General features: G+C 36.4%; 23 protein-coding genes. 20 read left to right on the top strand and 3 right to left on the bottom strand.

Going from position 1 to position 23,745, the window contains the following annotated elements; genetic code table 11:
* Positions 1-5: 5 nt before the first annotated feature.
* Together ACIP9W_RS05540 and ACIP9W_RS05545 are read right to left on the bottom strand one after the other, a co-directional pair.
* Positions 6-1,136: a SpoIIE family protein phosphatase gene (locus ACIP9W_RS05540; RefSeq protein WP_400786926.1), complete on the bottom strand. Its 1,131-nt coding sequence runs from the start codon at positions 1,134-1,136 to the stop codon at positions 6-8.
* Between the two features lie 126 nt (positions 1,137-1,262).
* Positions 1,263-1,571 (bottom strand): nucleotide pyrophosphohydrolase, encoded by a 309-nt coding sequence (locus ACIP9W_RS05545; protein ID WP_400786927.1) that lies wholly within the window; start codon positions 1,569-1,571, stop codon positions 1,263-1,265.
* A gap of 273 nt (positions 1,572-1,844) precedes the next feature.
* On the opposite strand from ACIP9W_RS05545, the gene hxlB reads away from it, so the two are divergent.
* The 5 genes from hxlB to ACIP9W_RS05570 all read left to right on the top strand — a co-directional run bounded on the left by hxlB (position 1,845) and on the right by ACIP9W_RS05570 (position 6,209).
* The gene (hxlB, locus tag ACIP9W_RS05550) at positions 1,845-2,381 is read left to right on the top strand and encodes a 6-phospho-3-hexuloisomerase (protein WP_400786929.1); all 537 of its coding nucleotides are present in this window, start codon (positions 1,845-1,847) and stop codon (positions 2,379-2,381) included.
* A gap of 10 nt (positions 2,382-2,391) precedes the next feature.
* Entirely contained in the window at positions 2,392-3,402 is a 1,011-nt protein-coding gene (gene allD, locus ACIP9W_RS05555) for an ureidoglycolate dehydrogenase (RefSeq protein WP_400786930.1), read from the top strand.
* A gap of 53 nt (positions 3,403-3,455) precedes the next feature.
* A complete protein-coding gene (gene hxlA / locus ACIP9W_RS05560) occupies positions 3,456-4,103 on the top strand; it encodes a 3-hexulose-6-phosphate synthase (RefSeq protein ID WP_400786931.1) in 648 nt (215 codons plus the stop codon).
* Positions 4,104-4,241: 138 nt separating this feature from the next.
* On the top strand, positions 4,242-5,369 hold the full coding sequence (locus ACIP9W_RS05565) for an MFS transporter (RefSeq protein ID WP_400786933.1): 1,128 nt from the start codon (positions 4,242-4,244) through the stop codon (positions 5,367-5,369).
* Positions 5,370-5,375: 6 nt separating this feature from the next.
* Positions 5,376-6,209 (top strand): SMI1/KNR4 family protein, encoded by an 834-nt coding sequence (locus ACIP9W_RS05570; RefSeq protein WP_400786934.1) that lies wholly within the window; start codon positions 5,376-5,378, stop codon positions 6,207-6,209.
* A 105-nt stretch (positions 6,210-6,314) separates the two neighbouring features.
* Here the strand turns inward: ACIP9W_RS05570 and ACIP9W_RS05575 are convergent, their stop codons facing one another.
* Complete coding sequence (locus tag ACIP9W_RS05575; protein ID WP_400786935.1) at positions 6,315-8,453, bottom strand: sensor domain-containing protein; 2,139 nt, start codon at positions 8,451-8,453, stop codon at positions 6,315-6,317.
* A gap of 299 nt (positions 8,454-8,752) precedes the next feature.
* On the opposite strand from ACIP9W_RS05575, the gene ACIP9W_RS05580 reads away from it, so the two are divergent.
* From ACIP9W_RS05580 to ACIP9W_RS05650, 15 genes are all read left to right on the top strand, one after another.
* A complete protein-coding gene (locus ACIP9W_RS05580; protein WP_400786937.1) occupies positions 8,753-9,739 on the top strand; it encodes a LacI family DNA-binding transcriptional regulator in 987 nt (328 codons plus the stop codon).
* Between the two features lie 107 nt (positions 9,740-9,846).
* A complete protein-coding gene (hisD, locus tag ACIP9W_RS05585; protein WP_400786939.1) occupies positions 9,847-11,124 on the top strand; it encodes a histidinol dehydrogenase in 1,278 nt (425 codons plus the stop codon).
* 28 nt (positions 11,125-11,152) lie between these two features.
* A complete protein-coding gene (locus ACIP9W_RS05590) occupies positions 11,153-12,475 on the top strand; it encodes a GntP family permease (protein WP_400786940.1) in 1,323 nt (440 codons plus the stop codon).
* Between the two features lie 90 nt (positions 12,476-12,565).
* Positions 12,566-13,510 (top strand): 3-hydroxyacyl-CoA dehydrogenase family protein, encoded by a 945-nt coding sequence (locus ACIP9W_RS05595; protein ID WP_400786941.1) that lies wholly within the window; start codon positions 12,566-12,568, stop codon positions 13,508-13,510.
* A complete protein-coding gene (locus tag ACIP9W_RS05600) occupies positions 13,510-14,274 on the top strand; it encodes an SDR family NAD(P)-dependent oxidoreductase (protein WP_400786942.1) in 765 nt (254 codons plus the stop codon). Before ACIP9W_RS05595 ends, ACIP9W_RS05600 begins: the two co-directional genes overlap by 1 nt.
* A 287-nt stretch (positions 14,275-14,561) precedes the next feature.
* Positions 14,562-15,560, top strand: a complete 999-nt coding sequence (locus ACIP9W_RS05605; RefSeq protein WP_400786944.1) for a YecA family protein — start codon at positions 14,562-14,564, stop codon at positions 15,558-15,560.
* A 119-nt stretch (positions 15,561-15,679) separates the two neighbouring features.
* Positions 15,680-15,907, top strand: a complete 228-nt coding sequence (locus ACIP9W_RS05610) for a hypothetical protein (RefSeq protein ID WP_400786947.1) — start codon at positions 15,680-15,682, stop codon at positions 15,905-15,907.
* 86 nt (positions 15,908-15,993) lie between these two features.
* Positions 15,994-16,431, top strand: a complete 438-nt coding sequence (locus ACIP9W_RS05615) for a YusW family protein (protein WP_400786949.1) — start codon at positions 15,994-15,996, stop codon at positions 16,429-16,431.
* Positions 16,432-17,287: 856 nt separating this feature from the next.
* Positions 17,288-17,635, top strand: a complete 348-nt coding sequence (locus ACIP9W_RS05620; RefSeq protein ID WP_400786951.1) for a PadR family transcriptional regulator — start codon at positions 17,288-17,290, stop codon at positions 17,633-17,635.
* Complete coding sequence (locus tag ACIP9W_RS05625) at positions 17,622-18,620, top strand: hypothetical protein (protein WP_400786953.1); 999 nt, start codon at positions 17,622-17,624, stop codon at positions 18,618-18,620. The genes ACIP9W_RS05620 and ACIP9W_RS05625 overlap by 14 nt, the downstream gene beginning before the upstream one ends.
* 131 nt (positions 18,621-18,751) lie before the next feature.
* Positions 18,752-19,267 carry a general stress protein gene (locus ACIP9W_RS05630; protein ID WP_400786956.1) on the top strand — a complete coding sequence of 172 codons (516 nt, stop codon included), beginning with the start codon at positions 18,752-18,754 and terminating at the stop codon, positions 19,265-19,267.
* 101 nt (positions 19,268-19,368) lie between these two features.
* The gene (locus ACIP9W_RS05635; protein WP_400786958.1) at positions 19,369-20,280 is read left to right on the top strand and encodes an exonuclease domain-containing protein; all 912 of its coding nucleotides are present in this window, start codon (positions 19,369-19,371) and stop codon (positions 20,278-20,280) included.
* Between the two features lie 153 nt (positions 20,281-20,433).
* Positions 20,434-21,321, top strand: a complete 888-nt coding sequence (locus ACIP9W_RS05640) for a LysR family transcriptional regulator (RefSeq protein WP_400786960.1) — start codon at positions 20,434-20,436, stop codon at positions 21,319-21,321.
* A 316-nt stretch (positions 21,322-21,637) separates the two neighbouring features.
* On the top strand, positions 21,638-22,966 hold the full coding sequence (locus ACIP9W_RS05645) for an LLM class flavin-dependent oxidoreductase (RefSeq protein ID WP_400786963.1): 1,329 nt from the start codon (positions 21,638-21,640) through the stop codon (positions 22,964-22,966).
* Between the two features lie 22 nt (positions 22,967-22,988).
* The gene (locus tag ACIP9W_RS05650; RefSeq protein ID WP_400786966.1) at positions 22,989-23,741 is read left to right on the top strand and encodes an amino acid ABC transporter ATP-binding protein; all 753 of its coding nucleotides are present in this window, start codon (positions 22,989-22,991) and stop codon (positions 23,739-23,741) included.
* Positions 23,742-23,745: the final 4 nt, after the last annotated feature.

Genomic DNA, 23,745 nt, shown 5'->3' on the forward strand with positions numbered 1-23,745 from the left:
TTTTCTTATTTTGTTTTTATCATCAACAAGCAAATATCATCTTTTTGATTCGTCTGGTTAATATCACTAAGAATCGTCTGGAAGAGACACTCATCTTCTTTCCATTCTTGGCAGGTGATTGTTTGTAATTTTTCGAGTGCTTCCATTTCATCGATACCTTCTGACTCTATAATACCGTCTGTATAAAGCAGAAGCTGGATATCCCTATTATAGGAAAGTTTAGACTTCCTAACATGAATCTCGTCAAACAAGCCTACTGCACAAGCTCCTCTTTCCATCGTTAGTAGCGTTCCATCAATTCGTAAAAATCCTGGAGGATGTCCTGCATTTACATATTCTATCTCTCTTTTTTCGGTATCGATGATTAAATAGATTGCAGTGAAATAATAATTTAAATTATTTTTATTATGTAAAGATGTCATGTAGCGATTTAGTTCTTTAATAACGAGTACTGGATCTTCTAAGTTTTTTATTGCATCTCTTAATACCGAGGAGATAAACATACTAACAAGAGAGGCGCTGATGCCATGGCCCATCATGTCAAAGAGAATAATGCCATATCGATGATCACTAAATTTATGCCAATGATACATATCTCCGGAAAGGTTATCAGAAGGAGAATGAAAAACCTGAATACTTAAATGCTTATCAATGGTAGAGTCATTTAAGAGACTACCTTGCACTTGCATGGCAAGTAATAAATCTTCCTGCATTTTCGCTTCCTGCTCTTTATTTCGATCTTTTTCAAATTTTAGTCTTAAAGCAAGTCGGACTCTGGCCAAAAACTCTAACTTGTCGATCGGTTTAGTGACATAATCAGTTCCTCCAACCTCAAATGCTTCTACTAAATGTCTGGAATCATTTAAGGCAGTCAGAAAAATGATAGGTATTTCTTTTAATCTATCATCCTGCTGAATACGTCGACAAGCCTCTATCCCATCAATTTTTGGCATCATGATGTCTAATAATATAAGATCAACCATCGGTGCTGGTGCTTCTTTTTCATCCAATCGCAAGTACTGGAATAGTTCTTCCGCAGAATTTAAAGGATGACAATTTTCATAACCTGCTTTTTTTAGAATGCTTTCAATTACAAATAAGTTTACTGAATTATCATCTACCATTAGGATTGTCATCTCTATATATCCTCTTTTCATGAAATCTTTGTTCTTTCTATGATAGAACATAATGAGGATAACAATCAACCAAGTAGGCTAAAAGAAGTTTATTTACTGAACAATTGAAGTAGTCCAGGTTAACCATTAACTTTCCGTTTTAACAGTGGCAGGGTATTTCAAGGCATTTTTTATCATCTTCTGTTGTGCAGCTTCTTTTAAATCAATACCTAATACGTTTGCAAGTTGGATGAGATAAATAAAAACATCCGCCGCTTCATCGACAATTGCTTGCTTGTCTCTTTCAATTGCCTCTTCCGGTGCCAACCATTGAAAATGTTCTAGTAGTTCACTAGCTTCTAAAGAGACTGATATTGCAAGACTTCGTGCATCATGGTTTCTACCCCAGCCTCGCTCCTCACAAAATTTGATTATTTCTTCCGTTAGTTCTTTCATATTGTTCTCCTCAATTCGCTAAAAATATCCGTTTTCTTGGTTATACATTGCTTTCAAAAAACACAACTTATTACTATATTTTACTACTTAAAGATAAGATTTTTAAAAATAATAAAATTATATTTAGCTAAATTGCAATGATTTTTTTATTTAGAATATTACGAAATCCAAGTTGACTTTGAAAGGGGTTTCATTTAAACTTTTCACTAAATCGGTTTAGTAAGATTATTACTAGATTTTGTGATAGAGAGAAAGCAGAAGAAAGGAGATTATATGGTTACTATTTCAAAAATCCTAACAGAAATGAAAGATGTTTGTACGAGCATAAACGAACAAGAATATAAGCAATTAGTAGATTTGTTTAAAAGGGATATTCGCTTCTTTTTCACTGGCGAGGGTAGATCGGGGCTTATTGCCAAAGTAATTGCCATGAGATTAATGCATAGTGGTAAAACGGTATTTGTTCTTGGAGAGACAACGACTCCAGCAATTACGGGAGGGGATGTACTTATCGTCCTTTCAGGCTCGGGAAGGACTGCAAATACGATAAATGTTTTAGAAGGTGCTTCTAAAGTAGGTTCACAAATATTTATGATAACGACAAATACAGAAGTGCTTGCTCAGTACAATGGATTACTCATCCCAGCGGCTACAAAGTACCGTTTACCAAATGAACCAGAAACGATTCAACCTTTAGGCAATCAATTTGATCAGGCTGCCCATCTCATATTAGATGCAGCCATTATCGATAGCCTTGATAGTTTGCAAACAAATGATACATTAAAAAACAAACATAGCAATTTAGAATAGGAGATTGATTATGTCTACAGTTACAATAAATCATGAAGAAGCAAAGCAATATGCGATCAATAAATTAGTTGGAGCAGGTCTAATGGAATCCCACGCAGAAAAAGTAGCAGATATTCTTATTCATGCTGATTTGAGAAACGTTAACTCACATGGAGTTTTGAGAACAGAACATTATGTGAATCGTTTAAGAGCTGGGGGCATAAATCCAAACGCAAACATTACATTCAATCAAACAGCACCTACAACAGGTATAGTAGATGGTGACAATGGTTTTGGACATGTCATCGGTGATTTTGCAATAGAAAAGGCAATACAAATGGCAAAAGAAAATGGTATCGGTATGGTTACGGTGATGAATAGTAGTCATTGCGGTGCACTAAGTTATTTCGTGCAAAAAGCGGCTGAAGCAAATTTAATAGGGATAGCGATGTCACACACAGATAAAATTGTAGTTCCATTTGGTGGAAAAAATTCTTTTTTAGGAACAAATCCAATTGCATATGGAATTCCTGCAAAGAAACATAAACCGTTCATCTTGGATATGGCAACTTCAACAGTAGCGCTAGGAAAAGTGTTGCAACATAAGGAAGAAGGGAAATCTATTCCTGAAGGGTGGGGTGTCGATGAAAATGGGCAACCGGTAACAGATCCGAACAAAGTAGTTTCATTAACACCTTTTGGAGGACCAAAAGGATATGGATTATCACTTATAGTAGATATATTTTCAGGGTTGCTTGCAGGGGCAGCATTTGGTCCACATATTGGAAAAATGTATGATGATTTGGATAAAAAACGCCATTTAGGACATTATTTTTGCGTTTTCAATCCAACAAACTTTATAGACTTAGAAACATTCTTAGCTAGAATGGATCAAATGATAGACGAATTACATGAATCAGAACCAGCACCAGGATTTTCTCAAGTATACATACCAGGTGAAATCGAACAACAAAATGAAGAGAACAATCGAGAGAACGGAATTACAATTGCGAAGAGTGTTTATGATTATTTAACTGAATAATTAATAGTGCGATATAACAATTACGGCTGGATTTTAGGGTATAGAGGTGTCGAATGAGTAATGTGAAAATTCAATTGGCTTTAGATCGTATGACGATAGAAGAATGTATAAAACTTGTTGAACAAACAAAGGATTATATCCACTGGATTGAAATTGGTACTGGTGTTATAAAAGAATATGGGATGAACGTTGTCCGTAAAATGCGAGACCGTTTTCCTGATAAAACAATTGTTGCTGACATGAAAACATGTGATGCTGGAAGACATGAAAGTTTACAGGCTTTCAACTCAGGTGCTAATATCACGACGGTTATGGGCTTTTCTCCAAATGCCACAATAAAACAATGCTTGGAAGTTGCCGCTGAGAAAAGTGGAGAAGTAATGATTGATTTGCTCGGTATAGAAAGTGTGGAGCGAGTAAGAGAAATTCACTCACTTGGGGCCCGGCTTTTCTGTTTACATGTCGGAAAAGACATGCAACAGGACGGACAACTTGCGACGTCTACATTATTACAACTTGTGGAAGGTTTGGATGATATTCAGATTGCAGTTGCTGGTGGAGTAAATGATGAAATCGCGCCTAGCTTGCTAAAAGCAGGAGTGGAGGTTATTATTGTCGGAAGTTTTATTACTGGAAGTACAAATCCAGAGACTAGCGCAACACTACTTTCTAATATTATTGATGAATACAATCAAGAATAATTTTCAAAGCCATTACTTAGTGAATTGAGTAATGGTTTTTGTTTTTAAAAGATTAATGAATTTCATGCCAAAAAATTCATTCTTCTAATCCCATAAATTAGTATAATAAGATTTATAAGAACATAGGCAGGGATATATATGAATTTACGAGGAATATTATTACTTATTTTTTTATTTCAAACCATTATTAATGCAACGAGACCAGTTATTACGTTATCAGCTGATGAATTGGGAGCTTCTATTTTTATGATAGGTATCTTAACCTCATCGTTTGCATTTTTGCCACTGATTTTTTCTATTCATGCTGGTAAAATAATTGATAAATTTGGGAATCGCATGCCAATTATTTTTGGTTTTGTAGTTTCTATAGCTGGAATGATTATTCCCACTCTTTACTCAGCCGTCTGGTCGTTATTTGCCAGTCAATTGTTATTAGGGCTAGCCAATATTTGTATACCTATTGCTCTGCAGAATCAGCTAGGGCACCAATCTACCCCTAAAAATAGAGATTATTTTTTTAGTATGTTTAGTTTGTGTGTTGCTTTGGGAGCTGTTGTTGGGCCTCTTGTTGGTGGTTATTTATCCGAACACATTTCGTTTCAAGTAGTATACGTTTTTTGTATAGTTATTGGTGTTATTTCTATTGTATTTTCATTTAGAATTCCAAAGGCTGCAGAAAAAGTCAGCAGACCTCCTAGTAAATTAGTGGATTCTTTCAAGCTATTTGAAAATCCACTTGTGAGAAAAGCATTATTTTCAAGTGCACTGGTGTTATATTCGAAAGATATCTTTGTCGCATATTTCCCTTTGTTAGGAAAGCAAATGCATTTATCCACTTCTGCAATTGGGTGGATCATCGCATTACAAGGGCTTGCTACGATGTTTGTACGCTTTATACTGCCGAAGCTGCTAGATGCATACAAGCGAGATACGGTGCTGTTTATGTCCATATTAGTAGCTGGAATAGCGTTTCTCTTGTTGCCATTCAGTCATTCAGTATACTTGATTGCTTTATTTGCAATTGTAATGGGCCTCGGTTTAGGCTGTGGACAACCTATTTCCATGACGACTACCTATAATGCATCCCCTCCTGATCGAACAGGGGAGGTATTAGGACTTCGAATTGCTACGAACCGTTTTTCTCAGTTAATCGCACCAACCCTTTTTGGAGTAATTGGTGGTTCTATAGGAATGATAGGAATTTTTCTTTTCAGTGGAGTATTTTTAGTAGGAGGTTCCTTGTTTTTTAGAAAGCAGGAGGAGTGATAGCTTATGGTAAATGAATTAAAAGAAATTTACGGTTCCTATAGTATACCTAAAGAAGTATATCGACTGATTCAGCTTGAAATAGATTTACAGAAGGAAGGGTTATCTCTTGCTACTATTGGATTAATACCAATTGATGATTATTTTTATTACTACTCTATAACTCCACCAGACTTAATTCCCTTTGCATCAACAGGTGGAAATGGAATTCATTTTGGTTTTTTAACCGACTTCCATGAAGTGCTTGAACTGAAGGATGCTCCAATTGTATGTGTTTCACCAACAAATGATCCACCTGTTAGATATGTAGCAAAAAACTTTGAAGAGTTTATGAATTTAGTAGTTTCAGTGCCCTATGTGGAGATGTTAGAACAATTTTGTACTGTACAAGATAAAGACGAGATGAACGAAATAATTCGAGAAAATGCTAGCGATCTATCTAATGTTTTACAAATAGAGCGCACACTCATATTTAAACGACTACAACAAACGTTCAACGCAAAATCTGTGGATGTTTTAGATTATTTGGAGCAAGCAAAAATGGAGCGAAAAAAGAAAGTGTCCATAGCGACATTAGATGGGCTCGGGATAATTGGCAGTAATAGCGGTCGTAGTTTTTCATTTGCAAAAGATCGAAACGTTGGAGAAAAAGAAATTGAGAGAATGCAGTCTTTTTTATATTCTGCAAATAAAGAAGAGAAGTTAGCGTTTGTACGTGACGCGAACTATTGGTACATATTAACTCCTGATTACGACGAAGCTGTGATGCAGTTGATTGTAAGTTTATTACAATCGTTGGTGTTAAAAGATGAGGCATATAGAGTATTGTCGAAAAATTAGTTTAACTCAATAATACGTATACGTAAATTTGGTAAAAGTAAAGTCCATGTTTTCCATATAAGTAGCTAGAAGCCATCCTTTTGTTTGGAAAGGATGGCTTCATTACTAATCTTTATTAAAAAATGCATATCGGTCCACTTGTATAAAATTGCATTGCGAGAGGAGGGATGGTTTTTGAAGAGTGCCAAATTCATCTAAAGTCTTTGTGATATTTACTAACTCGGTTTCGTCCATTTTATATTCCAAAACATATTGATATAGGTGAGGTTTAGGCTCTGCTATTGAAACAATCGAACCAATAAACTTTACGTTTTTATTTAGAATCTTTGTTTTTAACTTTAAGATAATCGCATGATTGACTGCTAATTTAATATCTGATAAAAATGTTAATCTTTTTGTACAAGCTTCCTCTATTAGAACATCTATTGTCCCTAATTCCACTTTATTTCCACGAATTTGCGTTAGAGTCATTGTTGCTTTTAAAGGGTTTTCTAATATTATTTCGAAACCTTTAGCGTTGTTTGTCAATTTCTCTTCTTTAGTTTTCATTTCTTCTGGTATCAATTTCCCTTTACTCAATAGTTTCTCAAATTTTGTTGCAGGGACTGGTTTAGAAAACAAATACCCTTGAATGGAATTACAGTTATAATTGTTTAAAACTTTCAGTTGATCAGTAGTTTCTACACCTTCAGCCACAACTTCCATATCTAATTGCTGTGCTAATTGAATAATAGTGTTAGTGATGAAATTGGAATCGTCGGTTTCAAAAGAAGTTAAATCATGAATAAATGTGCGATCGATTTTAAGAATGTCTATTAACCCCTTAAATCTTTTCAAGGTAGAGAGGGAAGAGTAACCTGTACCAAAATCGTCTAGTGCTACTTTAATACCTAGAAGCTTCAATTCTTCAAGTACTGAGAACACGACTTTTTCATTCTCTAGTATAGATGACTCGGTAATCTCTATTTCCAAGTATTTGGACTCCAATTTTGTCTCCTCTAGTATTTGTTTGACATTGGAGATTAAGCTTTTTTCTAAAAAACGATTTGCCGACAGATTAACGGAAATCGGAATTTTAGGTAAGTCGGATTCTTGCCATAATTTCATTTGAATGCAAGCAGTTCGTTTCACCCAATCTCCAATTTCAACAATAAATCCCGTCTCTTCGGCTAATGGTATAAATTCATCGGGTGATACAAGTCCCCATTCTGGATGATTCCAACGAATGAGCGCCTCAGCACCAACGATTTCAAAGGTTTTAGGGCAAACTTTGGGTTGATAGTATAGTTCTAATTGTTCCCGTTCTATTGCATGTCGAAGACTGGACTCTAAAGAAAAAATTTTAAACGTTTGAGCGTTTAAAGAAGAGGAATATACTTGGAAATTGTTTTTTCCTAATTCTTTTGCTTTATATAATGCTGAATCGGCATTTTTCATTAATGTAAGCGGGTTTTCTCCATCATTGGGATAAATACTTATTCCAATACTCGTCGTTATAAAAAGATTATAATTCTCGACTAGAAATGGTTTATCCAGTGATTCAATAATTTTTTTCGAACGCTCTTCTGCTTGGTGGGTATAAAAGTCCGTTAACAGAATACCAAATTCATCTCCCCCAAGGCGAGCTATAATTGCGTTTTCACTGAGGCATTGCTTTAGTCTAGTTGCAATCTGTATAAGTAAATTATCTCCAAGTGTATGACCGAGTGTGTCGTTAATATATTTGAAGCGGTCTAAGTCTAAATACATTACGGCTACTTTTCGGTTTAACGTATTTCCAACGATAATCGCTTGTTCGAGCTTTTCTTGAAATAGTTTCCTATTTGGTAAGCCGGTTAGGGGATCGTAATTTGCTAAGTAGGTATTTAACTGTAGTGCTTTCATATGATCCGTTACATCTTTTGCTATTCCAAAGACACCTTGGATAGCCCCGTCTAAATAAGCAGGTATCATTGTTAAATTGATGTCCAATAAATGTCCCATTTTATGTATGAATTTCATATTCATATTTTGAGGAGTACCGGAAAGTACTTTGTGGAATGCCTCTTTATGCATCTGGTCATAATTTAAAGGGAGCAGTGAGTCAATGGAGCTTATTTCATAATTATTATTAAATCCAAGCTTTTGGAAAAACACATCGTTCATTCTTTCTAGGCGTCCTGATGCATCTACAAAATATACAATATCTGGATTGAATTCAAATAAAGATTGATAAAAAGTATGACTATCAAAATTGTATTCCATTTTTTCCACCCTTTCCGTTTCGTAGTAACTTTGTATCTTTTTTGGTTTGTTTTTATTAGGTATTTAAATCTATTAATTTGTATAGAAAATTGAATATGGGCGGGAATTATTGTTATCTTCACTATTATTGTAAAGTAATACACTAATACAGTAAATAATACAAAACATAAAATATAGTAAATTTTTATTTTGTTTGAATTGCTTTAATTCGGTTTGAAAATTACAAAAATAATCTATTTCAAAAGTGAGTGATACATAGTATAGTCTTAATAATATATTTGAAAAAGGTAGTGAGAATTTTGAAGTATTATGTTACGGCAAAGGATGTTGCAAAGCTTGCGGGTGTTTCTCAATCGTCTGTGTCAAGGGTTTACTTTGAAGGGGCTTCAGTGTCTAACAAAACTCGTGAGAAAGTATTAGCAGCTGCAAAAGAATTAGGGTATAGGCCAAATGAATTTGCAAGAAGTCTCATTACGAACCGCACAAAGATTATTGGGCTGGTGATGAAAGGAATTCAAAATCCTTTCTATCCAGAAGTTTTAAAGCAATTTACAGCAGCCTTTAAAAAACTAGGTTATAGTATTTTGTTTGTATCTACAAACAATGATGAAATACAGAAAGAAGATATCGACATGTTGAGGAATTATAATGTTGCCGGAGTAATTATTACGGATGCTTCTTTGTCGTTGAATGTAACCGAAGATTTTAAAAAGAACCAGGTTCCACTTGTCCTTTTTAACCGCAAAATTGATAATGAGCAATTTTATTCGGTTTGTTGTAATAACTTAAATGCAAGTAAAAAAATTGCGGGGTATTTAATTGAAAAGGGTTGTTCGGATGTAGCCTATATTGCAGGGAATGCAAATACATCTACGAGTAGGGATAGAGAAAAAGGGTTCACCTCAATAATTGAAAAGAATAATGTGGTACTTAACAAATACACTTCAGATTATACATATGAAGGTGGCTATAAAACGGCGCAAAAAATAATTGCAGAAAAGAAAGTACCAGAAGGGATTTTTGTGGCAAATGATATTATGGCTCTTGGTGTAGTAGATGCTTTACGAGAAAATTCTATAAAAATCCCAATAGAAACAAAAGTAGTAGGGTTTGATAATATCGATATGGCTTCTTGGCCCACATACAATTTAACTACATGGGAGCAGCCAATTACTAAAATGGTTGAACAAACTGTAAATTATTTGATGGCCGAAATGGTTGAATTCTCTGGGTATACGGAGAGTATTGAAGTCAATGGAGCATTAATTGAGCGAAAAACTACATAATTTTATTGACTTGTCATTGAATTTAGAATAATCTACTCGTAAGGGTGTTTTGCATACGTATGCAAAACGAAAATGTATGCGTTTACAATCAAAGGGAGGAATAAATAATGGTCAAAGTATTAAAAGCAGGTAAATCTCAAGAAGAAGTTAGTGCGAATGATTTAAAGGTTTCTCAAATAGTATCAGAGGCATTGAAAGACGTTGAAGTAAGAGGAGATCAAGCAGTTCGTGAATTATCTGAGAAATTCGATAAATGGTCACCAGAATCATTTCGTCTATCTGAATCTCAAATAAATGAAATAGTTTCTCAAGTTCCAGAAGAAGTAATAGAAGATATTAAATTCGCACAAAAAAATATTCGTGAATTTGCAGAAGCTCAACTTGCTTCTATGAATGACGTAGAAGTTGAAAATATCCCTGGTGTAATTTTAGGGCATAAAAATATTCCAGTAAACAGTGTAGGCTGTTATATTCCGGGCGGTCGTTACCCAATGGTTGCTTCTGCACATATGAGTGTTTTAACTGCTAAAGTAGCAGGTGTTAAGCGTGTAATCGCTTGTACACCACCGATTAATGGAGAAATTCCACATGCTACAATCGCTGCTATGTCTTTAGCTGGGGCAGATGAAATTTACCTTTTAGGTGGAATTCAAGCGATGGCTGCAATGGCGATCGGTACTGAAACAATCGAATCAGTAGATATGATTGTTGGACCTGGGAATGCTTTCGTTGCAGAAGCAAAACGTCAACTATACGGTCGTGTCGGAATCGACTTATTTGCTGGTCCTACAGAAACATTAGTAGTTGCAGACCATACTGCAGATGCTGAAATGGTTGCAACGGATATTCTTGGTCAAGGAGAGCACGGTCCAACTTCTCCAGGAGCGCTTATCACAACTTCTGAAAAATTAGCAGAAGAAACAGTGAAAGAAATTGAACGCCAATTAGAAACACTTCCAACAGCGGATGTTGCACGCGTTTCTTGGGAAGATTACGGTCAAATTCTATTAGTAGATTCTATTGAAGAAGCTCGAATTGAAGCAGATCGTCTAGCATTTGAACACGTTGAAATTTTAACGGAAGATCCAAATTACTTCCTTGAAAATATGACAAACTATGGTTGCCTATTCTTAGGACCTGAAACAAATGTAGCTTACGGAGATAAAGTAATTGGAACGAACCATACATTACCAACAAAAGGTGCAGCACGTTACACAGGCGGTCTATGGGTAGGTAAATTTATCAAAACCGTTACATATCAAAAAGTTACACCTGAAGCTAGTGCTTACATTGGGGAATATGCAGCTCGTTTATGTCAATTAGAAAACTTCGCAGGACATGCTGAACAAGCATTACTACGCGTAAGAAGATACGGAAATAAATAATTCATAGAGGGTTATTGGGGGAAATATCATGTTAGGTATGATTGGGTTATTTGGTGGCCTTGCGCTACTTATTTATTTAACGATGAAGGGGATGAACCTTCTTATTGCAGCCCCGCTCACGGCATTGTTAGTAGGGATATTAAATGGCTTACCACTTTTTCCGCAGCTTGCGGAAGAAGGAGCTGCAAACTTTTTAACAAACTATATGTCAGGATTTACTGGATTTATCGGATCTTGGTATTTAATGTTCTTGACGGGCGCTATTTTCGGTAAAGTAATGGAAGATAGCGGCGCAGCTGACAGTGTTTCTAAATGGATTGTTAGCAAAATTGGTATGAAACGTGCGGTATTAGCGATTGTTATCGCCTGTGCTGTATTAACTTACGGTGGGGTAAGTTTGTTCGTTGTAGCATTCTCTGTTTATCCAATGGCTATCAGTTTGTTTAGACAAGCAGATCTGCCGAGACGCTTTATACCAGCGGCACTTGCTTTCGGTTCTACGACGTTCACTATGACTTCAGCAGGTTCACCAGAAATTCAAAACTGGATTCCTATTCAATATTTAGGGACTACTCCATATGCTGGATGGGAAGTAAGTATTATCGTTGCTGTATTTATGATGGTCTTTGGTTATTGGTGGCTGAAGAAAATGATTTCCAAAGCAGTTGCAAAAGGAGAAAGATTTATAGGCAGAGATACAGATCCTACTGCAGAAGCTCGTACTGAACTACCTGATCCGCTGTTAAGTATGGTTCCTCTATTAGTTGTTTTAGCAATTTCGTTTTTCTTCCACAACTCACTTGGAACTTCTGCTTTAATCATCGCTTTAACTGGCGGTGTTATCGCAACTTATCTGATTAACAGAAAGTACTTCCAGAATATTGGAAAAGCATTTGGTGAAGGAGCATTAGGAGCTATTGTAGCGATTACAAACACGGCTGCGGTTGTTGGATTTGGTGGGGTAGTAAAAGCAACGCCTGCATTTACAACGGCTGTTAACTTCGTAACGGATATTCCTGGAAGTCCACTTATTGGTGGAGCAGTGGCGGTAGGGGTTATTGCAGGTCTTACTGGATCATCTTCAGGTGGACAAACAATTGCATTACCACTTTTAGCACCGCATTATTTAGATTTAGGTGTTAATGCAGAAGCGTTGCACAGAACAGTGGCAATTTCGTCAGGATCACTAGATCACTTGCCACAAGGTGGATATGTTGTAACTACCATTCGTTCAATTTGTGGTGAAACGCACAAAGATGCATATCCTGCGTTAGCTGCGGTAACGGTAATTGTAGCGGCAATAGGTGTTGTTTTAGCTATTGCATTATTCTCACTAGGTTTAGGAATTTAAAAGATTCATATATGCCCAACAAACTGTTCTCAAATAAGGTTGTTGGGTATATATCGTTGTACATAAAAACATAAAGGGGAAGTGGAGTATATGGAAAACGTATCAATTATCGGCTGTGGAACAATGGGGCATTCGATTGCACTGTCTGCTGCTTGGGCAGGACAATCTGTAAAGGTTTATGGAATTAATGAAAAAGACTTGGAAAATGCTGATAAGGGCTTACAGAATAAATTAAAAGTCATGACAGATAACGATGTCTTTGATGAAGCAACTGCTAAACAGATTAGAGAGAAAATAGTGTTGTCCACTTCATTAGAAGAAACGATTGCGGGTTCTACTTTTATCTTTGAAGTTATTCCAGAAGTGTTGGACATGAAAAAAGAAATGTATAAACAAATGGAAAGTATGATAAGCGAAGAGGTAGTTATTGCAAGTAATACTTCTGGATTTAAACCCAGCTTACTAGCAGAAGAGATGCAATATCCAAATCGTTTTGTTGTCACTCATTTTTGGAACCCGGCACACTTAATTCCTTTAGTAGAAATCGTAAAAAGCGAAAAAACGGATGAACAAACAGTAGAGCGAGCAATGCAAGTGATCAAAGATATGAATAAACAGCCGATATTACTAAACAAAGAGATACCAGGATTTATCGGAAACCGATTACAATATGCTTTGTTCCGTGAAGCGCAGTCTTTACTAGATGCAGGCGTTGCAACAAAAGAAGATATTGATGCAGCGGTCACTTATAGTATTGGTCGCCGTTTGCCAGTAACAGGTCCATTAATGACGGCCGATATGGGTGGGCTCGATGTATTTTCGGCGATTTCGAATTATTTATTTGAAGATTTAAGTATGGATCAGAAGTCAGGCACCGTACTTTCCAAACTTGTAGAAGAGAATAAATTGGGAGATAAAAACGGGGAAGGATTTTATACTTGGGATGCCGAGTTCTCCGAGCAGAAAAATGCGGAGCGTGAGCAAACGCTTATTCATTTCTTAAAAAATGATTTAAAAAGAAATGAGGAAAAATAATGCAACCTTTTTTCTCTGAATTAGCAAATAAAACAATAATCGTTACCGGTGGAAGTAAAGGGATTGGAAAAGATATTGCACTCACTTTTGCTAAATTGAATGCCAATGTAGTTATTTCCGGACGAAGTGAGACAGCTTTGAACGAAACACTCAGCGAATTACATGCATTCAATGAAAATTGTATTGCTGTACAAGGAGATATGAGCGATATTGCTGTTGTAAAGGATTTAATCGATCAAGCAGCTGCAACATTTGGAACGGTAGATGTACTAGTGAATAATGCTGGAGTAAATATTGCGAAGCCGGCAATGGAAGTAACGGAAGAAGATTGGGATACTGTGCTCGATTTGAATCTAAAATCAGCATTTTTTGCTAGTCAAGCAGCTGCAAAATATATGCTTGCTCAAAAAAGCGGTAAAATTATTAATATAGCTTCTCAAATGGCGTTTGTTGGCTATTATAATCGTGCTGCGTATTGTTCAAGCAAAGGTGGGCTCGTTCAAATGACGAAAGCTTTAGCTGTTGAATGGGCGAAGCTAGGTATTAAAGTGAATGCAGTAGCACCAACATTTGTGGAAACTGAGTTTACGGAAAAAATGTTTGCGGACGAAGCGTTTAAAAAGGACGTGGACAACCGTATTCTATTAGAAGGGCTATCCAAACCGGAAGATGTATCGGGAGCAGTTCTATATTTAGCTTCTAATCTAGCTAATTTTGTAACAGGCGAAACGTTAAAAGTAGACGGTGGATGGACTTCTATTTAATATTGCTTTGAAAAGTGCTCTTCAAGTCATTGACTTAAGAGCACTTTTTTCGTTAGTTGGAATATTGAATAGTTTAGTTGGAATTTTAACGCATTTAGTTGGAAAAATTAGAGGTTTAGTTGGAAAAAATGGGGGTTTAGTTGGAATATCCATGAAACGGAAATTAAATTGAAAGGTAGCAACTTCCTTGGAAGTATGTCCCAAGTCGTTCGTACCTTAATATTTCGCGTAAAACATGATAAACTTAGACTTCAGCAAATTTTTAACTAATTGAAGGACGTGTTTTAATGGTAGGACGGAATGATCCATGCCCATGTGGTAGCGGAAAAAAATATAAAAAATGTTGTGAGTCAAAAGAGACCATTACGATAGAAGAGGTACAAACGGAAGAACTAGAACGTATTTTACAAACATTTTATGATGAATATCCGGAACGAAAAGACGTACCTGCATTCCAGGAACTTGTGGAAAAGTGGAATGACTCGTTAAAGCAATACTTGGATATGGAAATGATTGAAGCCATCGTACTGGATGAGTTTTTCTTCCATCACAAGCCAGAAATATGGACAAACTATCTAGAAAAACAACGAAAGAAAATCGTACGTCCATCTACATTGAACGCAATCAAACAGTGGAATGAACCACGTGTGTTCGTTGGTGAAGTAATAGATGTAGATGATCATTATATGACTGTAACGCATATTTTGACGAAAGAAACGGTTCGATTAAGACGCGAAGGCGAGAAACCAGTGCCGGTTGGTGTACATATGTATTGTTTCATCTTGCCGGATGGAACATCGAAAGAAAATCATTATTTAGCTATTTCTAGCTTAATCTTCTTCCCGACAGATCACAAAAACGTATTTGCCGATTTTGTTAGCCAATTCGAAGCTCAGGATAAGTTATCAGCTCCGACATTTATGAAAGAAAAGGCCACGATCTTGTGGACTTTACTTGGAGAAAATGGGTACGAAGGTGGAGAATATACGCACTTTGAAGCGGGAGTACTTCAAGTAGCGATAGATTTTCTCGAGAAAAATAATAGAGACTATCAAAAACTTTTAGAAATAGTGGAAGATTATTTAGTCGAACAACAACCGAATGCACGTAAAGAAGTTGCGATTTCAGCAGGTGCTATTAGGTTCGGTCAGGAAAATGGCTTTTTTGAACCGCTAGATATGACTATTAAAGAAATTGCAGAATCATTTGAGGTATCCACTTCTTCATTGAACAAATACTATAATGATTTGAATCTGTATTATAAAAACTGGACTAGCTCTAAGTAAACTGAATAGCTGTCTAAAAAGAGAGTGTGGGAAGCTTCATCATTCCCACACTCTCTTTTTTATGTTTAGCATTTTTAAAATAGGATAAACAAATAAAAACAATCAAGGGAGAGATTCATATGACAAAGAAACCAACTGAAGATCGCGAAAAACAGGATATTGCTGGTCGTATATTAGATAACCCTGATTTGGTGAACACAGAAAAAGAAAGTATTTTCGATAGAGATGAACAGATGAAAAACGTGGATCCAATTCCAGTAGAAGAATTAAATGAACAAGTAAAAGATGAAAAAGATAAAGACAATACGAAGTCAACATCATCAAGTGAAAAACGCTATCCCGGGTAAGTAACCATATTCAATGTTTATCCGTGATAAATAATGGAGATAACTAATCTAAAGGTTTAATTACGCAATTAGTGAGGAGAATTAGTATGAAAACTAAAAAGTATTCGATTATTGGAAGTGCATTGCTATCAACGGCTCTATTACTCGGGGCATGTGGGGATAAAGAGGAAGTAACAGATGCACCGACGAATAGTGATATGCAAAATGAGTTTGGATTTCAATCCTTCGATTTAGATATAGATACAGCAGATCAAAAAGATGCAATTGATGCCTCGTTTGATATGGATGTATCTGAAACGGAAGCTGAATACGAAAATAAATTGGAATCCAAGAATTTGACAGGTGATGAAGCATATGCTGAATTGGAACCGATTTTCAAAGATCTAGCTCTAACGAAAGATATGAGTAAAGAAGAAGTGATTGAAAAGGTTTCTAAAGCATTTGGAGTAGAGGAATATACAGAATTTGATTTAGAAATTGAATTTTCGGATGGAGACGATCAAGAATTTTCAGATCATAAATAAATAAAGGAAACAGAGTCGTGATTAAATTCACGACTTTTTTTGTTGGTTAAGAAACTGCGCGGTAGAGAGTTGAAGAAAGTGGCCGCTTGGATTTAGCGCGGCGACGCTTCGCTTTCCGTGTGCGACTGCAGGGTCTCGTCTGCCTCGTTTTCCCGCATGAGTCTCACGCCGCCGCACTAAATCCCTCCAATTAAGTGGTTGTAGAATAAGTATCTACAATAAATGGATAAGGGCAACCAAACACCTGTCGAAAGCAACTAGTACTAGTCTGAGAGCAACCAAACAACTGTTGAGAGCAACTAGTACTAGTCTGAAAGCAACCAAATTACCCCTCAAAGCAACCAGTTTTCATTAAACAAGTTTACCTGGAGTGAGACGCCGATAATAGCACGCAGTTTCCTCATAACTTGTAGTGTCTCCCTGCATTGTTATCCAATTAATGGCTAAGGGCAACCAACCAATCATTAAAAGCAACCAAATCAGCATAAGAGCAATCAAATAACTAGTGAGAGCAACCAAATTACTCTTGAGAGCAACCATTTTTCATAAAACTTTATTTGGATTGACGCCGATAACTATCGCGCAGTCTCCCTATTTTGTGCATTATCGGAGATCCTCCATATCAATCTAACCCCACCACTTTTCACCTGCGTAAAGCTCGTCACGAACAAAGTCACTTGCGGTGGCTAAGTTGCATCCTGACACGCACGGTATGGCGCACTTAACTATATTCCTCTACTTGAGGTGCTTGCGCTTTTCTAATGTATAAAAAATATTGCTGTAAATAAAATAATAGTGTATTATACATAGTATAAATATAGTGTACGACATATAGTATAAGTAAGTGAGGTGGAAAATGAGTAAATTACTAAATTCATTGATAACAGAATTACGGAGAGGAACGTTGACACTTGCGGTTTTGAGTCAGCTTAGAACCCCTCAATATGGTTATTCTTTAGTTCAACTCCTAGAAAAGTCTGGCGTTTCGATTGATCAAAGCACGTTATATCCTTTGCTTCGACGTTTAGAAAAACAAGAGCTAGTTGAAAGCAGCTGGGATACAACGGAAAGTAGACCGAGGAAATACTACGTATTAAGTGAATATGGAATAGAAATTTTGGAACAGTTACAAGACGAATGGGAGAAAACAACAATGGAACTTCAAACTTTATTGAAAGGAGATGTGGAAAATGCACCTGATTGATATTTATATACAGGAAGTAATACGCAGAATTCCTGAAAAGAATCGGGAGGACATTGCGCTTGAACTAAGGTCAACTATTGAGGATATGCTTCCCGATAATTACTCGGAGAAAGAAGCGAAAGGGGCTCTTGCAAGTTTAGGGAATCCAGCATTGCTAGCAAGTGGATATGCGGATCGTCCGATGCATTTGATAGGACCAAGATACTTTGATATGTATGTAACTTTATTGAAAATGATTATACCAATAGTGGCGATGCTCGCATTAATCGTTGTTATTACGGAAAATATTATGTCTTATAATGGAGAAGAAGCTATACTTGGTACAATTCTTACTATTGTAGGGCATGGTATATGGGGAATGATTAGCTCGCTGATTCAGACATTTTTCTGGACTACATTGGTTTTTGCTATTTTGGAGCGTACGGATGCTTTGAAAGATAAAACACCGCTTACCCCCAACTGGAAAGAATGGACACCAGATGACTTGAAAGGTATACCGTACATTAAGAAAGAAAAGAAAATTTCTAAAGTCGATATATTTGGTAGTCTGCTATGGATTGCAATCTTTGTAGCTGTTTATTTCAATGCCGTTCATTTAATTGGTGTTTATGAAAAGGTTCAAGGAAAGCTTCAGTTAGTAGTCCCTACTTTCAATCAGGATGTACTATATTCCTATTGGTTGATTGTTTTATTTGCATTACTCTTAGAAGTTGCTTTTGTTTTTTATAAATTTATGGCTGCACAATGGACTACAAAAGTAGCCATTATGAATACTGTACGAACGGTCGTTTCTACAGTCGTGTTTATCATTATATTTAATGAAAATAATTTGATCAACATAGAGTTCTATAAGTATCTGGAGCATTTATTCCACTTTACTTTTGAACTTCAAGCGCCTGTAAAAGTTGGAGTTATATTAATCTGGATCGTATTTGCTGTGATTGATGTAGTGCAAGGCTTTCGCAAAGCAAATATTCGAGGGTGAGAAGAGTGGCTTTTTATCACTCTTCTTTTTTGTTTCTAATATTACAGGATTATTAAAAACTAACTAGAAAGGTTATTTTAGGACAAAAGGAGGGTATAAACTTAGCAAGACTAAAACTAGGAGGAAATACAATGGACATTGAATCAAATCGACGAATTGAAATAGCTCGTTCAGAAGAAGAGATGTATGAAAAGTTGGAACTCCTGCAAGAACAAGGATATGCGGACAGTGATATACATGTAATATCTCAAGAAGGTTCGCATCTGTATACGTTAAATCGTCATTCTGAAGTTTCTACTCATGAGGCTGGAACGTTTGTCGATAAATTTAAATCCATCTTTACTGGCGAAGATGCTATAACAGAAGGGCTCCGGAGACTTGATTTGTCAGAAGAAGAAACAGATTATTATGCTGGGGAAGTGGCCAGAGGATCAATTGTTCTCTACACAGATGTGCTAACATTTGCAGACGAGTCGTCCATTGGTCGCTTAGATGAGCCGCAAGATCGTTTTGCACGAGGAGAGACATTTGCAACCGATCCTTATTTAGTAGGTGGAGAAAGGCGGATTTCCCCCGAGCAATATGAAGAAAGAAGACAATTAAAGGAAAAGCTAGATGAAATGCCGCATAGAAATAGACTATATTAATAAGAGTAACAACCTCTCCCCTTGTGCATGAGTGCAAGGGGTTTTATTAAGTTAATAATCTATGAGATAATAAGTATATGAACAAAGCAAGGTGGGATAAGATGGACTTCGTGGCTATAGACTTCGAGACTGCAAATAGTGTACGCTCCAGTGTTTGCTCGGTCGGCATAGTGAAAGTGAAAAATGGGAAAATTGAAGAAGAAGTGCATACATTGATCAACCCATTGAGTGAATTTCATTATTATAATACGAAAATTCATGGGATTACGGAATATATGGTACAGGATGCACCGACATTTGAAGAGTATTGGCCTAATTTTAAACAGTATATCGACAACGAAACGATTATTGCGCATAATGCAAGCTTTGATATCGGTGTGTTACGAGACTCTTTAAAAAGGATTCATGAGTCTGAGCCGAACTTTCAATATGGATGCTCCTATCGAATTGCGAAAAAGGTTTGGCCAAATTTGTACAATCATAAACTCTCCACTGTCGCAAATTATTTAAGTATTAGCCTGAGGCACCATGATGCACTGGAAGATGCTCGAGCTTCCGCCTTAATTGCACTAGAGGCGATGAAAAAAACACAAACCAACTCCATTCAAGAGCTTTCTGTTTTGCATAAGCTTAAATTAGGAAGTCCTGCCCTGGCAAATAAGAAAACACCGCGTGCTAGAAAGAGTTCTGGTGATGCATTCTTGCAGTCAATCATGGCAGAAAGTGGACCTCTGAATACAAAGCACCCATTTTATGGAGCGAATATTGTATTCACAGGAAAAATGGTAGCCATGACGAGGCCGATAGCCGCACAATATGCAACTAATTGTGGTGCTATTTGCAAAGGGCAAGTAGATGCAACAACAAACTTTTTAGTCGTGGGAGATCAGGATTTATTTAAATATGTACAAGGTATTAAAAGTACGAAGATGCAAAAAGTAGAAGCGTTGATTGAACAGGGCTACCCGATTGAAATTGTTGGAGAACAAGACTTTTTAAGAATGGTCAAATAAAGAAAGAGACAAAGGGTAACTTTCCATTATATCTAATAAAAAAGTAACAACTAAGCCACATACTAATGGCTTAGTTTTTTTGAATTTTAAAAACATACTTTACCACTTGGAATAATTTGATTATGATGATAGATAAGAAAAGAGGGATAGAAAATGAATATCGATCATTTGGAAGCGTTTATGTATGTCGTGCAGTTAAAGAGCATTCATAAAGCAGCGGATGCATTGTTTTTGTCCCAACCGACAGTGACTGCAAGGATTAAAACATTAGAAAGAGAATTGAATACCGAATTATTTGTTCGCCAAGGCAGGGGACTTTTGCTTACGGAGCACGGACGAGAATTTATACCATATGCAGAACAAATCATTCAAACGTATAAAGAAGGAAAAAAAATTATGAAGGAAAGAGCTGGTCATGAAGAAGTAGTTATTGGGGCAAATACTATTACTTCACAATACTTTATTCCTTTTGCATTACCATTATGGAAACAAGCAAATCCGCAGTTACGTTTTAAATTTATCGCAGCGCCAAATGATGTTTTAATAGAAAAGCTTTTGCAAAAACAAGTAGATATAGCTTTTATAAAGGATACAAATAATGAAGGACTTCAAAAACAACAATTATTGGATAATTCCGTTAGATTAGTTGCTTATCCAGATCATCCTTTGCAATATGAAGAAAATATAACAGCCAATCGATTAGCTGAAGAGCAAATGGTATTTTTTGAGTGTGGCGCTTTTGACTGGAATCGAATTCATAAATTGTTTGAAGTGGGAAAAGTGGAACCTAGAATTGAATTCCAAGTAGATCATCTAGAAGTGGCCAAATCTATTATTAAAAATCGGTGTGCGATTGGGTTTTTACCTTATCTATGCATAAAGAATGAACTAGCAAGAGGGGAATTGATCGAAATCGATGTTGCTCATTTAATTCAAATTAAGCAGCATGTCTTTTTAACTTATGCAAATCAAGACGTTGCAAAATGGCAATTATGGAGAGATATCGCTCAAACTGTTGAAAGCTTTCAAATGTACCAATAGACTTTCTCTATCAATCCAATAAATTTTTCTATCAGTAAACGTATTGCAATTCATCTACTTAAAGTGATAGCATAGGATTCAATATAAAATATATATTAATCGTATCAGTTAACTAGGTTTAACTTGAATCATCAGAAGAACTTCTCTTCTAGTAGTAGAAGGATGGAATGCAGGAATACATGTACAAAATAAATGCTGATTCAAGGTAAGCCTACGGCGGATGTCACAGATTTTGAATGGAGTTAATTGCGTATCCGCAATTCAAAATCTGGACGCAATTACGCCGAGACGTAATTAATCAATGGGAGGAATTCACATGACGAACAAAAGAAAGATTCGATTTGGCGCAATCATTCACGGAGTTGGCGGTAATATATCAGGATGGAGACATCCAGAAGTGCAAACAGACGCGAGTGTAAGCTTGGATTTTTATAAACAACAAGCTCAAAAAGCAGAAGAAGGCAAGTTTGACTTGGTATTTATCGCAGATGGATTATTTATTAATGAAAAGTCCATTCCACATTTCTTAAATCGTTTTGAGCCTTTGACTATTTTATCGGCGCTTGCTGCTGTAACTTCTCGTATTGGTTTAGTTGGAACTGTCTCTACTTCTTACAGTGAGCCTTTTACTGTTGCACGTCAATTTGCATCGCTCGATCATATTAGCGGTGGCCGAGCAGGATGGAATTTAGTGACAACACCTTTAGAAAGCACTGCACTGAATTACAATAAAACAGTTGAAGAGCACCCCGATCATGCTACAAGATATAAAATTGCCGAAGAGTATTTAGATGTAACAAGAGGTCTTTGGGACTCTTGGGATGATGATGCATTTGTGGGAGATAAAGAAAATGATGTGTTTTTCGATCCATCCAAATTACATCATCTGAATCACAAAGGTGAATATTTCTCGGTACAAGGGCCATTAAATATTGGACGTTCTAAACAAGGGCAGCCGGTAGTATTTCAAGCAGGATCTTCAGGAGCAGGAAAGACAATTGCTGCAAAAGGAGCAGATGCTATTTTTACTATGCATCCAACACTAGAATCTGCGAAAAGTTTTTATGAAGATGTGAAACAACAAGCTATCGAATTCGGACGTAACCCGGATCAATTAAATATTTTCCCAGGCATTTCGCCAATTATTGGTGATACGGAAGAAGAAGCAGAAAAAAAATATGAAGAGATTGCTAATCTAGTTTCTATTGATAGAGCTTTGGCATACTTAGGTCGTTACTTCGATCATCATGATTTTTCTCAATATCCGGTAGATGAAGCCTTCCCTGATTTAGGTGACATAGGGAAAAACAGCTTCCAAAGCCATACAGATCGTATTAAACGCGAAGCAAAAGACCAAAATCTTACACTTCGTCAAGTGGCACTAAGAGAAGCGACACCACGTTCAGAATTTATAGGAACGCCAGAAAAGATCGCAGATTTAGTACAAAAATGGTTTGAAGAGCGTGGTGCAGACGGTTTTATCATTGCGACACAAGCGCCTCACACATTAGACGATTTTGTAGACAAAGTTGTCCCAATCTTACAAAAACGTGGATTATACCGCGAAGAATATGAAGCAGACACTTTAAGAGGAAATTTAGGACTTCCGTTTTTGAAAAGTCGATATGCTAAGCAACTTGTTTAATGCATTAAGAGAGAGGGATAAAATGATTTCCATTTCTAATCTTCATAAAAAGTTCGGAAAAAATGAAGTTCTAAAAGGCATAAATATACAAATTGATAAAGGGGACGTCATTTCCATATTAGGTCCAAGTGGTTCAGGAAAGACGACTCTACTACGTTGTCTTAACTATTTAGAGAGACCAGATGAAGGTACTATCACGATAGACGATGTCACAATCGATTCTAAAAAAGTGCATAAAAAAGATGTATATCAGTTACGAAGAAAATCGGCGATGGTATTTCAAAGTTACAATCTATTTCAGCACAAAACAGTTTTACAAAATGTGATGGAAGGATTAGTAGTTGTTCAAAAAATGAATGTGAAAGAAGCACGTGAAATTGCGCTTGAAATGTTGAAAAAAGTGGGCTTGGAGCAAAAGGTAGATGCATATCCTCTTCAGTTGTCAGGTGGACAGCAGCAACGAGTAGGCATTGCACGAGCATTGGCTTTAAATCCAGAAGTCATTCTTTTTGATGAACCAACGTCAGCGCTAGACCCTGAACTTGTAGGAGAAGTATTGGATGTTATTCGGAAGATTTCTCGGGAAGGTATCACCATGATTATAGTTACGCACGAAATGAATTTTGCGAGAGAAGTGTCTAATAGAGTCATTTTCATGGATGGTGGGGTAGTGGTCGAAGAAGGCGTTCCTAACGATATTTTTAGAACACCTAAAGAAGACCGTACAAAACAATTTTTAAAAAGGATGACACCTGAGCTAGAGTATTCAATTTAAAAAC

The sequence above is a fragment of the Psychrobacillus sp. NPDC093180 genome (assembly GCF_044754065.1).
Classification (GTDB): Bacteria; Bacillota; Bacilli; order Bacillales_A; family Planococcaceae; genus Psychrobacillus.

Bases quoted from the DNA above. Each gene is read 5' to 3' on its own strand.
- ACIP9W_RS05540 (WP_400786926.1), bottom strand. From the start codon at position 1,136: ATGACAATCCTAATGGTAGATGATAATTCAGTAAACTTATTTGTAATT.
- ACIP9W_RS05545 (WP_400786927.1), bottom strand. From the start codon at position 1,571: ATGAAAGAACTAACGGAAGAAATAATCAAATTTTGTGAGGAGCGAGGC.
- hxlB (WP_400786929.1), top strand. From the start codon at position 1,845: ATGGTTACTATTTCAAAAATCCTAACAGAAATGAAAGATGTTTGTACG.
- allD (WP_400786930.1), top strand. From the start codon at position 2,392: ATGTCTACAGTTACAATAAATCATGAAGAAGCAAAGCAATATGCGATC.
- hxlA (WP_400786931.1), top strand. From the start codon at position 3,456: ATGAGTAATGTGAAAATTCAATTGGCTTTAGATCGTATGACGATAGAA.
- ACIP9W_RS05565 (WP_400786933.1), top strand. From the start codon at position 4,242: ATGAATTTACGAGGAATATTATTACTTATTTTTTTATTTCAAACCATT.
- ACIP9W_RS05570 (WP_400786934.1), top strand. From the start codon at position 5,376: ATGGTAAATGAATTAAAAGAAATTTACGGTTCCTATAGTATACCTAAA.
- ACIP9W_RS05575 (WP_400786935.1), bottom strand. From the start codon at position 8,453: ATGGAATACAATTTTGATAGTCATACTTTTTATCAATCTTTATTTGAA.
- hisD (WP_400786939.1), top strand. From the start codon at position 9,847: ATGGTCAAAGTATTAAAAGCAGGTAAATCTCAAGAAGAAGTTAGTGCG.
- ACIP9W_RS05590 (WP_400786940.1), top strand. From the start codon at position 11,153: ATGTTAGGTATGATTGGGTTATTTGGTGGCCTTGCGCTACTTATTTAT.
- ACIP9W_RS05595 (WP_400786941.1), top strand. From the start codon at position 12,566: ATGGAAAACGTATCAATTATCGGCTGTGGAACAATGGGGCATTCGATT.
- ACIP9W_RS05600 (WP_400786942.1), top strand. From the start codon at position 13,510: ATGCAACCTTTTTTCTCTGAATTAGCAAATAAAACAATAATCGTTACC.
- ACIP9W_RS05605 (WP_400786944.1), top strand. From the start codon at position 14,562: ATGGTAGGACGGAATGATCCATGCCCATGTGGTAGCGGAAAAAAATAT.
- ACIP9W_RS05610 (WP_400786947.1), top strand. From the start codon at position 15,680: ATGACAAAGAAACCAACTGAAGATCGCGAAAAACAGGATATTGCTGGT.
- ACIP9W_RS05615 (WP_400786949.1), top strand. From the start codon at position 15,994: ATGAAAACTAAAAAGTATTCGATTATTGGAAGTGCATTGCTATCAACG.
- ACIP9W_RS05620 (WP_400786951.1), top strand. From the start codon at position 17,288: ATGAGTAAATTACTAAATTCATTGATAACAGAATTACGGAGAGGAACG.
- ACIP9W_RS05625 (WP_400786953.1), top strand. From the start codon at position 17,622: ATGCACCTGATTGATATTTATATACAGGAAGTAATACGCAGAATTCCT.
- ACIP9W_RS05630 (WP_400786956.1), top strand. From the start codon at position 18,752: ATGGACATTGAATCAAATCGACGAATTGAAATAGCTCGTTCAGAAGAA.
- ACIP9W_RS05635 (WP_400786958.1), top strand. From the start codon at position 19,369: ATGGACTTCGTGGCTATAGACTTCGAGACTGCAAATAGTGTACGCTCC.
- ACIP9W_RS05640 (WP_400786960.1), top strand. From the start codon at position 20,434: ATGAATATCGATCATTTGGAAGCGTTTATGTATGTCGTGCAGTTAAAG.
- ACIP9W_RS05645 (WP_400786963.1), top strand. From the start codon at position 21,638: ATGACGAACAAAAGAAAGATTCGATTTGGCGCAATCATTCACGGAGTT.
- ACIP9W_RS05650 (WP_400786966.1), top strand. From the start codon at position 22,989: ATGATTTCCATTTCTAATCTTCATAAAAAGTTCGGAAAAAATGAAGTT.